General features: G+C 41.5%; 7 protein-coding genes. 2 read left to right on the plus strand and 5 right to left on the minus strand.

Features of this window, described 5'->3' with window-relative positions:
• Positions 1–117: 117 nt before the first annotated feature.
• On the minus strand, positions 118–2,943 hold the full coding sequence (locus tag U0035_RS04800) for an excinuclease ABC subunit UvrA (protein WP_114788907.1): 2,826 nt from the start codon (positions 2,941–2,943) through the stop codon (positions 118–120).
• 293 nt (positions 2,944–3,236) lie between these two features.
• Here U0035_RS04800 and U0035_RS04805 point away from each other — a divergent pair, with 293 nt between their 5' ends.
• The gene (locus tag U0035_RS04805) at positions 3,237–3,806 is read left to right on the plus strand and encodes an RNA polymerase sigma factor (RefSeq protein WP_114788908.1); all 570 of its coding nucleotides are present in this window, start codon (positions 3,237–3,239) and stop codon (positions 3,804–3,806) included.
• A 218-nt stretch (positions 3,807–4,024) separates the two neighbouring features.
• On the opposite strand, the gene U0035_RS04810 is transcribed toward U0035_RS04805, so the two are convergent.
• The 4 genes from U0035_RS04810 to U0035_RS04825 all read right to left on the minus strand — a co-directional run bounded on the left by U0035_RS04810 (position 4,025) and on the right by U0035_RS04825 (position 10,464).
• Positions 4,025–4,471: a hypothetical protein gene (locus U0035_RS04810; protein ID WP_114788909.1), complete on the minus strand. Its 447-nt coding sequence runs from the start codon at positions 4,469–4,471 to the stop codon at positions 4,025–4,027.
• Positions 4,472–4,564: 93 nt separating this feature from the next.
• Entirely contained in the window at positions 4,565–5,098 is a 534-nt protein-coding gene (locus U0035_RS04815) for a hypothetical protein (protein ID WP_114788910.1), read from the minus strand.
• 108 nt (positions 5,099–5,206) lie between these two features.
• Complete coding sequence (locus U0035_RS04820) at positions 5,207–7,477, minus strand: aconitate hydratase (RefSeq protein WP_114788911.1); 2,271 nt, start codon at positions 7,475–7,477, stop codon at positions 5,207–5,209.
• A 215-nt stretch (positions 7,478–7,692) separates the two neighbouring features.
• A complete protein-coding gene (locus U0035_RS04825) occupies positions 7,693–10,464 on the minus strand; it encodes a bifunctional aconitate hydratase 2/2-methylisocitrate dehydratase (protein WP_114788912.1) in 2,772 nt (923 codons plus the stop codon).
• A 434-nt stretch (positions 10,465–10,898) separates the two neighbouring features.
• Between U0035_RS04825 and U0035_RS04830 the strand changes: the two genes are divergently transcribed.
• Entirely contained in the window at positions 10,899–11,120 is a 222-nt protein-coding gene (locus U0035_RS04830; RefSeq protein WP_114788913.1) for a PspC domain-containing protein, read from the plus strand.
• Positions 11,121–11,474: the final 354 nt, after the last annotated feature.

Below are 11,474 nucleotides of genomic sequence, written 5' to 3' on the forward strand. Positions count from 1 at the left end.
ATTTTTAACATAAAGGAATTAATGTACAATAAGAAATAGTATCTGTAGCAGTATTCACACTTAATCATCCTTAATTCCTTAATGCTTTTTTAAATATCTCCGGGAGAAGTTTCATTTCTAAATATATTTCGAGGTAAAACTTTGTTTTACTTTTTTAATATCGGTTGGTTTCCCTGCAAAGACCAACTCTCCACCACCATCCCCCGCATCTGGTCCTAATTCTATCAACCAGTCTGCACTGCGTATCACATCTATATTATGTTCAATTACCAATATAGAATGTCCCTGCTCTATCAAGGCATTAAAAGAAGCCAGCAGCTTTTTGATATCATGAAAATGAAGACCGGTAGTGGGCTCATCAAAAATAAACAGCACTTTGTTACTGGCTTTGCCCTTGCCCAGGAATGAAGCCAGTTTTACCCTTTGCGCTTCACCACCTGATAAGGTATCAGAAGATTGTCCCAGCTTCACATATCCCAATCCTACATCACTCAGCGGCCTGATTGCATCCGACAATTTTCTTTCATCTGCAAAAAAATCAATAGCTTCATCCACGCTCATTTCCAGCACATCGAAAATACTCTTGTCCTTGTATTTCACCTCCAGTATCTCCTCTTTGAAGCGCTTACCACCACAGCTTTCGCAAACCAGGTGCACATCGGCCAGGAACTGCATTTCAACAATTTGCTCTCCTTCCCCTTTACAGGTATCGCATCTTCCCCCATCTACATTAAAAGAAAAATGTTTGGGTTGAAATCCCCGCATTTTACTCAACGGCTGCTTTGCAAAAAGATCCCTGATCTCATCGTAAGCTTTTATATAAGTAACCGGGTTACTTCTGGAAGATTTACCAATGGGATTCTGATCTACCATTTCTATCTGCTGCACATGCTCCACATCACCTGTAATGGCTTTATGAAATCCTACTTTATCGCCACTAAACTCGCCCTTCATTTTTTGTAAGGCCGGGTATAAGATCTGCTTTACCAGCGTGGTTTTTCCGCTGCCACTCACACCACTTACCACACAAAGCACATTGAGCGGAAACGCTACCGTAATATCCTTTAAATTGTTATGCCTCGCTCCTTCTACTTTAATAGAACGGTTCCATTTACGCACTGTTTTGGGCGGTGCAATAGAGAATTCACCGCTAAGATATTTACCCGTTAAACTTTCGGGGTTTTTGATTAAGGTTTTAAAATCACCTTCAGCCACTACCTCTCCTCCTAAATGGGAAGCCAAAGGCCCCATATCAATAATATGATCGGCCTGCTGCATCACCATTTCATCATGCTCCACTACCACTACCGTATTATTTAAATCACGCAATTCTTTAAGTACTTTTATGAGGTTACTGGTATCACGCGAATGCAGCCCGATAGACGGTTCATCCAGTATATAAAGGGAGTTGGTTAAGTTACTACCTAAACTACGCGTTAATTGTATACGCTGACTTTCGCCACCACTCAATGTATTGGCCACCCTGTTCATGGTCAGGTACCCTAACCCAACCTTCAACAATGTATCCAGGCGATTATTAATCTCTATTAAAATACGTTTGGCTATTTCTTTTTGATGATTGGTTAATTTGAGCTGGTCAAACCAGGTTTTGAGATCGCGTGCGGGCATTTCGCAAAGCTCCCCGATATTCTTTCCACCTACCTGTACGTATAATGCTTCCTTACGTAACCGATACCCGTTACAATCAGGGCAGGTAGTTCTTCCTCTATAGCGGCTCAGCAAAACGCGGTACTGCACCTTGTATAAATTTTGCTCTACTTCTCTGAAGAAGTCATTGATACCACCTCTTGTTTTCCACAGGTAATTATATTGTTCCTTCGTTAAATCGGCTATAGGCTTATGCACGGGAAAATTATCTTTCGCTGCACTTCTTACAAAAGCATCTTTCCACTTGCCCAACTTTTCTCCCTTCCAGGGAGCCACAGCACCTTCATAAACACTTAATCTTTTATCGGGAATTACGAGATCTGTATCAATACCTAAAACGAGGCTAAAACCCTCACAGGCAGGGCAAGCGCCCAAAGGATTATTAAAAGAAAAAAGATTCGGCTGCGGCTCTTCGAACACAATACCATCCAGCTCAAAGCGGCTATTAAAATTCAGCAGCTTTTTCTTCCCGGTTTGCGGAATTACTTCAACGTATACATCTCCCTCTCCCTCATAAAAAGCGGTACCAATCGAATCTCCCAGGCGATGAATATCATCTTCGTCAAAATCCTTAACTACAATACGATCGATCAAAATATAGGCGCTTTCTTTTTTGCCTTTACCCGCCTGAAACAGTTTGGTTACATCGGCAGCGTCCATTTCTAAAAAATCCTCGATCCTTTTTACCGCCATCCCTTCACCCGCCTCATTAGTATCCATTGCAATCCGGCTAAAGCCTTTCTGCATTAATATATTCAACTCTTCTTTGATGTCACGGTTACGATGCTGTTTAAATTTAACGAGTATAAAAACTCTATCACCTTCCTTCAGTTTCTGAATAGCACTTACTACATCGGCAACATCATCTTTTTTCACTTCCTGACCTGACACAGGTGAAATGGTTACACCGGCCCGCGCAAACAGCAATCTTAAATAATCATAGATCTCCGTCATTGTGCCTACCGTACTGCGGGGCGTACGGGTAATTACTTTTTGTTCGATGGCTATGGCCGGACACAATCCTTTAATGTAATCAACCTCCGGTTTATTCATACGGTTCAGGAATTGCCTTGCATAAGCACTAAGGCTTTCCGCATACCGCCGCTGCCCTTCAGCATACAGGGTATCTATAGTCAATGAAGACTTTCCAGAACCGGAAACACCTGTAACTACAATAAATTTGTTTCTTGGAATACTGACGGTTACATCTTTAAGATTATGAACTTTTGCCCCTTTTATCAGTATTTCACCGTTTGATTTTTTCTGTGCCGCCATTATTAAATTTTACCTATACAGCTTACAAAAGTAGCTGCAAAATTGTTTAGAAATACTTGTTTTTCGGGCTTTTTAGCCGGTTTTGGAAATAGATCAGGTAGCCTTAAAATGTCATCTGGTAAAAAATATTATTATTGATAATCAACATTTTGTTAACAAATAATTGTAATTTTAACAAAATTTTTAACACTTTTGGGCAATTTTTTGGGTGATTTGCATCCGTAGTAGTACAGAGATAAAGGTACATGAGAAGAAAAAGGGGCTACAAACTATTTTAATCATTTCAGAAAGTAATGACTACAGATATAAAAAAGAGCGACAACGAGCTTATACACTTGTTTACAAGTGGTAACGAATCGGCACTCGATTCATTACTGGAGAGGTACAAGGACAAGCTTTTTAATACGATACTTTTTATTGTTAAGGATAAATACCACGCTGAAGATATTTCGCAGGATGTTTTTATTAAAATCATAGAAACCCTGAAAAGTGGTAAATACAAGGAAGAAGGTAAATTTTTGCCCTGGGCGATGCGTATTGCCCATAACCTCTGCGTTGATTATTTTAGAAAACTCAAACGTTTTCCTTTTGCAAAAAGTAATACAGATAACGAAGTGCTGGACACTATTAACTGTACCGAACAAAATGCAGAAGATAAGATTATCAAAGTACAAAGCATGGGTAAAGCCAAAGACCTCCTGGAACAGTTACCCGAAGAGCAAAGAGAAGTTATCATATTAAGGCATTTCGCCAATCTTAGCTTTAAGGAAATTGCTGACATGACCGGATGCAGTATCAATACAGCTTTGGGCAGAATGCGTTACGGGTTAATGAATTTAAGAAAGTTAATGACCGGAAAATAGTTTTAACAATTATAAGGCATTGTTACCAGAACATTTCCGCCATAATATCCGTTAGAGTAGGAAACAAAATACAATTCGATAATTTCTAAAATATTGTCATCTTGTGTTTCCGATAGGACAAAAGAAATTCGCTAAATCCTTGTGAATTATTCTTGCCGAAGCCAACCGGTTTACACAGGATGACGACTAATTGAACCGCTGATTCTTTCAGCGGTTTTTTATTTATCAATAATAATTTTCGTATCGCCTGATATAAGATTGATATGGCAACAATCGTGAGCAATTGTATAAACCCTGTTTGCTATGGACTGCTTGTTTATATAACCTCTGAATTCAAAATCTTCTCCGCACCGCGAAGTTTCATTGATTTTCGAATCAGAAAATATTAAATACCTGCCTGTGCCACCTGTTATTCCTGTTTGCGTAGCAGCTTCGTCATTATTAATGATCAATTGAGAATCCCTCAACCTCACCACTACAAAGCTATCTAATGCCACTTCTGCATGAGAGCCGTCTATAACCTGAACAATCAAACTTCTGAATTCCTCGGTGCATACGCGGTTCGGTTTACATCCCGACTCGCAGTCATCGTTAACCCGGGAGTTTTTATTACATGCCAGCATTACCAGGCCAATAAAAAGTGTGCTAACAATTGAAAGCCTCATTTGCAATAATGAATTTAAAGTAATATTATCAAAGACGTAATTAACTACCCATTCGCAGCAGCCCGATAATTTAAGTCGACGCTTTTAAAATAACTATTTTGCTTCTGCCATATCAGACTCGTCTATTACATACTCCCTTCTGATAATGTTTCCGGCAGCATCCTTTGTTTTAATCCATTGTTCATCTTTAAAAAGATTGGCTATGTCAGCTTCGCAAGTCGTCTTTCTTCCAGCATCCGGAAAAATTGAATAATATAAACCACAGGAAGTATCGATTTTCTCTTTACCATTCATCGTGACTTTAACCAGGTTTTTCTGATAACGGGGATCTGACTCGCTTAAAATTAAAGGTCCGCAATTAGCCGTGCACATAAAGACTGAAGCTTCATAAGCTCTTCCCGGTTCTATCGTAATTATCTGCCCGACAAAACCAGTCGTATCCTCTTTAGCCGGCTCCCTTTTTAGCCGCAACCCATATTGGATCGTTACCGGCACAGCCAATGTATTTTTGTAGGCCGTAGTTAGATAATAACCCCGTTCAGTATCACTTTCCTTTGTACAGGAGCCTGCCCATAATAAAGTTATGGCAATTAAAAAAAGACAGATCCGGGCAATGCTTCGTTTCATTTACAAATTTTGTTTGGTACTTCAAACGTGTTTATTGTAAAAAACGCAACAAAAAAGGTGTCAATCTTTTAAAAGAAATGACACCTACGAACCACTTATTGGTGAATACTAATTATTGGCAGCAAACTCTCTCCTGATGATGTTGAGCGCACCACCGGCCTTAAACCATTCGATCTGCTGATCATTATAGGTATGATTTGCCTGTATATTATCAGTTGTACCGTCAGAATGATGTAATACCAGGGTTAGCGGCTTGCCGGGAGCAAACCCGGTTAAACCCATAATGTCAACCACATCATCTTCCTGTATTTTTTCGTAATCATCCTTATCAGCAAAAGTCAGTGCCAACATGCCCTGTTTCTTCAGGTTGGTTTCGTGAATACGGGCAAATGATTTTACCAAAACTACCCGAACACCCAAATGCCGCGGCTCCATAGCCGCATGCTCACGGCTGCTCCCTTCACCATAATTCTCATCACCCACAACAATACTGCCAATACCTGCGGCTTTATATGCGCGCTGTGTGGCCGGCACCGGACCGTACTCACCAGTGAGCTGGTTCTTGATGTTATCGGTTTTATCATTAAAGAAATTTACCGCTCCAATCAACATATTATTAGAGATATTATCGAGGTGTCCCCTGAATTTAAGCCAGGGACCCGCCATAGAGATATGATCGGTTGTACACTTCCCTTTGGCTTTGATCAGCAACTTCAGGCCTTTCAGATCAGTGCCTTCCCAGGGAGCAAACGGATCTAATAACTGTAAACGTTTGCTGGCCGGATCAACGATTACCTGAACCCCGCTGCCGTCAGCGGCCGGAGCCTGGAATCCGGGATCGTCAACCGCAAACCCTCTGGACGGTAATTCCTCACCCGTTGGCGGATCCAGTTTCACCGTTTCCCCTTTTTCATTAATCAACGTATCTGTAAGCGGATTGAATGTTAAATCACCCGCAATAGCAAGAGCGGTCACTACTTCAGGAGAAGCTACAAATGCATAGGTATTCGGATTACCATCAGCACGTTTTGCAAAATTCCTGTTGAAAGAATGAACTATTGTATTCTTTTCCTTCTTTTCGGCACCTACCCTGTTCCACATACCAATACAGGGTCCGCAGGCATTGGCAAATACCGTAGCCCCAATCTTATCAAATGTATCCAGGAAGCCATCCCGCTCAATGGTATAACGAACCTGTTCAGAACCCGGAGTTATGGTAAACTCTGCTTTCGTTTTAAGTCCTTTTTCATTAACCTGCTTAGCCAGGGATACAGCACGACTGATATCTTCATAAGAAGAGTTGGTACAACTACCGATCAACCCTACTTCGATTTTAGTCGGCCAATCATTTGCAGCTGCCACTTCTTTCATTTTAGAGATCGGGGTAGCCAGGTCGGGCGTGAAAGGGCCATTCAGGTGAGGCTCCAGTTCGTCCAGGTTAATTTCAATCAACTGGTCAAAATATTGCTCAGGGTTAGCATAAACTTCCGGGTCGGCCGTTAAATGCTGGGCAATAGCATCTGCAGCAGCGGCGATCTCTTCGCGCCCAGTGGCTTTCAGATAACGGCTCATGCTATCATCATAACCAAATGTTGACGTCGTTGCACCTATTTCAGCGCCCATATTACAAATAGTGCCTTTACCAGTACAGCTCATAGATGTCGCCCCTTCTCCAAAATACTCCACAATACAACCGGTACCGCCTTTAACTGTTAAGATACCGGCTACTTTTAAGATCACATCTTTTGGCGCTGTCCATCCATTTAGCTTACCTGTTAATTTAACCCCAATCAATTTAGGCATCTTTAGCTCCCATGGCAACCCTGCCATTACATCACAGGCATCAGCGCCACCTACGCCAATGGCTACCATGCCAAGCCCACCTGCATTTACAGTGTGGCTATCCGTACCAATCATCATACCTCCCGGAAAAGCATAGTTTTCCAAAACCACCTGGTGAATAATGCCTGCCCCCGGCTTCCAGAAGCCGATTCCATATTTATTAGATACGGAAGCTAAAAAATCAAACACTTCTTTACTTTCTGTTTTGGCTTGTCTTAAATCAGCCTCAGCACCTGTTTCAGCCATAATAAGGTGATCGCAATGCACGGTTGACGGTACTGCCACTTTAGACCGGCCAGCCTGCATAAATTGCAACAGTGCCATCTGGGCCGTAGCATCCTGCATAGCTACCCTGTCGGGAGCAAAATCTACATAGTCAACACCCCTGTCGTATGCCCTGGTAGCAGGATTCGTCAAATGTGCATATAATATTTTTTCGGTAAAAGTTAAAGGACGACCCAGTAACTGGCGTACATCGTTTACTTTTTGTTCAAATTCAGAATAAACTTTCTTAATCAGATCGAGATCGAATGCCATGTCTACTAATTTTTTTGTACTAAAAAATTAAGATTGCGAGAGACTACAAAGTTAGGGATTGTAGCCTGCGGTTGGATATTTCCAAATACTTAAACAAATCCTACCCCCTGGTTGCAGAAATAGGGCCAAAACTCGTCCAAGCTAAAGGATCATAAAGAAACCCCGCTCTGTTAACAGAACGGGGTTGATTATGTCAAATACCCAAACGAATATCTTTATGCTGTCAGTTCCTTAACAGAAGGAACAAACTTCGTAAGGTTGATGCCTTCAACAGCCGCCTTGTATTCATCTATATTCGGAATCCTTCCCAATATAGCAGACAACACCACTACCGGGGTTGATGCCAGTAAAGACTCGCCTTTCTTACGTTCAGAATCTTCTACCACACGCCCCTGGAATAAGCGGGTTGACGTTGCCATAACAGTGTCTCCTTTAGCTGCTTTTTCCTGGTTCCCCATGCAGAGGTTACAACCCGGACGCTCCAGGTACATCATATTTTCATATTCTGTGCGGGCGGTACTTTTGGGCAACAGGTCGTTGAACTCGAATCCCGAATACTTTTGCAGCAGGTCCCAATCGCCCTCTTCTTTCAGCTCATCAATTATATTGTAAGTAGGAGCAGCTACAACCAGCGGCGCATGAAACTCCACTTTTCCTTGTTGAGCTTCCAGGTTCTTTAACATCTGGGAAACAATTTTCAGATCACCTTTGTGCACCATACAGGAACCTACAAAGCCTAAATCCACTTTTTTATCACCACCATAATGAGATAAGGCGCGGATCGTATCGTGTGTATAACGCTTGGATACATCTTTATTATTAACATCCGGATCAGCGATCATCGGCTCTACAATTGCATCCAGGTCTATTACTACTTCGGCATAATATTTTGCGTTGGCATCAGGCGTAAGAGCCGGCTTTTCACCCGATTTAATTTCGGCTATACGTTTGTCTGCCTTATTAATTAACCCCTGCAATACCTGCTTGCTGTTATCCATACCTTTATCGATCATGATCTGTATCCTGCCTTTGGCAATTTCCAACGATTCGATCAAAGTATCATCTTCAGAAATATTGATAGAGGCTTTGGCTTTCATCTCCGCAGTCCAGTCGGTAAAGGTAAAGGCCTGGTCAGCAGGAAGCGTACCAATATGCACTTCAATGATTCTTCCCTGGAATACATTCTCTCCACCAAACTGTTGCAGCATCTGCGCCTGTGTGGCATGAACCACATCACGGAAATCCATATGCTCCTTCATTTCACCTTTGAAAGTTACTTTTACCGACTCCGGAATAGGCATAGATGCCTCACCTGTAGCCAATGCTAAGGCAACCGTTCCTGAATCAGCTCCAAACGCCACGCCTTTAGACATCCTGGTATGAGAGTCCCCTCCAATAATAATAGCCCACTCATCTACCGTAATATCATTAAGAACTTTATGAATCACATCCGTCATGGAATGGTACTCACCCTTAGGATCACGGGCAGTAATCAAACCGAAATCATTCATAAACCTCATTAGTTTAGGAATATTAGCCTGGGCTTTTTTATCCCATACTGATGCAGTATGACAACCAGACTGATAAGCGCCATCAACAATCGGGGAAATGACTGTAGCAGCCATCGACTCCAGCTCCTGCGCCGTCATTAAACCGGTAGTATCCTGTGAACCAACGATGTTTACTTCAACCCGAACATCGGAGCCCGCATGTAAGATCTTACCTGGTGTAATTCCAACCGCGTTCCTGTTAAATATCTTTTCTACCGCTGTCAGTCCCTGTCCCTCATTCGAAATTTCCTTTGAAGGCGCAAATACCGCAGTCGGCTCAATATCCAGAATTTTAGCCGCAACCGTCTGTATTTTTTTACCAAATACAATGGCATAAGAACCACCAGCCCTTATAAATTCTTTTTTCTGAGGTGTAAGTGCTTTGGCAATATCAATCAACTCCTGTTCCCCGTTATATAATTTCTTTGTTTTAGTATTAATGGTCAAAACAGTACCGGTTGCTACTGAATAAACCTCTTCCAGGACAGGATCGCCATTTTCGTCGCGAACCACATTACCATCTGCATCAGTTTTCTTTACCCAGTTCTTAAGGTCAATACCAATACCACCCGTAACATCAACTGTCGTAAGGAAGATGGGTGAAATACCATTGGTACCACCCACAATAGGAGCTATATTAACAAACGGAACATAAGGGCTTGCCCGCTTGCCGGTCCAAAGCGCCACGTTGTTGACACCAGACATTCTTGATGATCCTACTCCCATAGTACCTTTCTCTGCAACTAACATCACGCTCTTGTCAGGATGCTGTGCCTGAAGCGCCTTGATCTCTTCCTGCGCTTTGGGAGTAATCATACATTTACCATGCAACTCACGGTCAGAACGCGAGTGAGCCTGGTTACCCGGAGAAAGCAGATCCGTAGATATATCACCTTCGCCGGCAATAAATGTTACGATCTGGATCTCTTCCGGAACTTCCGGCAATTTGGTAAAAAATTCTGCCTTAGCATAACTTTCCAGTATGTCTTTAGCTATTGCATTATCATTCTTAAATGCTTCTTTTAACCGGTCCGTATCCGCATCATAAAGAAAAACCTGCGTTTTAAGCACATCAGCTGCTTGCTGAGCAGTCGCAGGATCATTACCCAGGGCCAGGTCCAGCAATACTTCAATAGAAGGTCCACCCTTCATATGTGATAGTAGTTCAAACGCAAAAGCTGGCGTAATTTCTTCAACTATTGATGCGCCCAGGATGATTTCCTTTAAAAATGTAGCTTTTACCGCCGCAGCACTCGTGGTACCTGGCAACGTGTTATAAATAAAAAAGTTAAGAGAATCGGCTCTATACTCGTTATTGACATCCTTTATCTGTTCAATAATTTCGCTAAGCAATTCAGCGCCATCAATAGGCTTGGGATGAAGCCCCTGGGCCTTTCTTTCTTCAATTTCCTTAATGTAATCCTTATACATGTTCATAACAGAAGTCTTTTCAATATGAAGGCAGATTTAAAACAGTTGCCGGCACTGCCATTTCTTGCCAGCCTGTATCGATTATATCATTCTTATAGTCTCCGGGATCAGGTCCACAGAACACCATCTACATCACTTTAACCACTATGTAGCCTGATAACTTCAGGGGTTATCCTTTTCAGAAAAGAGGTGTAAAGTTTTTGCTTTCAGATCAGAAGGTGTTTTAATGATTAACGGACACGGTTAGCTTTTGTTCAATTTTAAAATGAGTTTTCCTAACCAAACCGAGATCAAATGTCATTTTTAATATATTTTTATATTAGTAATACCTTCATTAGCAGTGGCGCGAATTTACAAAAAATAAGGGTTCTAATCCATAGAAGTTATTGAAATTATCAGGGGATTTGGTAATTTTGTAATGTAAACCAACTATAGTTAGTATGAATCGCCTAAAAAATTTTGTCGAGTGGAATGCTTTTGGTGTTTGCTCTTCTATTGGTGACAGGTTACATATTTCTCCCTGTCGTATCAGGCAATATTTTATTTATTCTTCTGTATTAACCATGGGGTCACCCATTATCGTTTACATGGTACTGGCTTTCTGGAAAAATATGAAAAACTACATTTCTTCTTCGAAGCGCAATCCCTGGTACTATCTGTAGTGAAAAATAGTTATATGACTGTTTTTCATGAGTTTATGAGCAGGTTATATGCCCTGTTCACAATGAAAGGCATTAGGCTGATTTTAGAACTGGCCCTAAAAGCTCTCCTCCTGGGAATACCCCGTGCAGCGTTGTCATTTTGCGCAAAGCCAATAAGGTACTTTAACATATCTATTGATAGTAGTTGAGGAATAATGATATAGGCAAAAAAAAGAGGGGTCAACCATACCTGAAAAGGTGTCGTTGCCCACTCTAGCCCTCTAAACCATTATAAAGATATATAGATAAATTCCTATACAAAGTGCCAATTCGATGAATGCCCTTATTTTTTAGATGAATGCCTTTTTTTCTTAG

It is taken from the genome of Niabella yanshanensis (assembly GCF_034424215.1).
In the GTDB taxonomy this organism is placed as follows: Bacteria; Bacteroidota; Bacteroidia; order Chitinophagales; family Chitinophagaceae; genus Niabella; species Niabella yanshanensis.

Bases quoted from the DNA above. Each gene is read 5' to 3' on its own strand.
- U0035_RS04800 (WP_114788907.1), bottom strand. From the start codon at position 2,943: ATGGCGGCACAGAAAAAATCAAACGGTGAAATACTGATAAAAGGGGCA.
- U0035_RS04805 (WP_114788908.1), top strand. From the start codon at position 3,237: ATGACTACAGATATAAAAAAGAGCGACAACGAGCTTATACACTTGTTT.
- U0035_RS04810 (WP_114788909.1), bottom strand. From the start codon at position 4,471: ATGAGGCTTTCAATTGTTAGCACACTTTTTATTGGCCTGGTAATGCTG.
- U0035_RS04815 (WP_114788910.1), bottom strand. From the start codon at position 5,098: ATGAAACGAAGCATTGCCCGGATCTGTCTTTTTTTAATTGCCATAACT.
- U0035_RS04820 (WP_114788911.1), bottom strand. From the start codon at position 7,477: ATGGCATTCGATCTCGATCTGATTAAGAAAGTTTATTCTGAATTTGAA.
- U0035_RS04825 (WP_114788912.1), bottom strand. From the start codon at position 10,464: ATGAACATGTATAAGGATTACATTAAGGAAATTGAAGAAAGAAAGGCC.
- U0035_RS04830 (WP_114788913.1), top strand. From the start codon at position 10,899: ATGAATCGCCTAAAAAATTTTGTCGAGTGGAATGCTTTTGGTGTTTGC.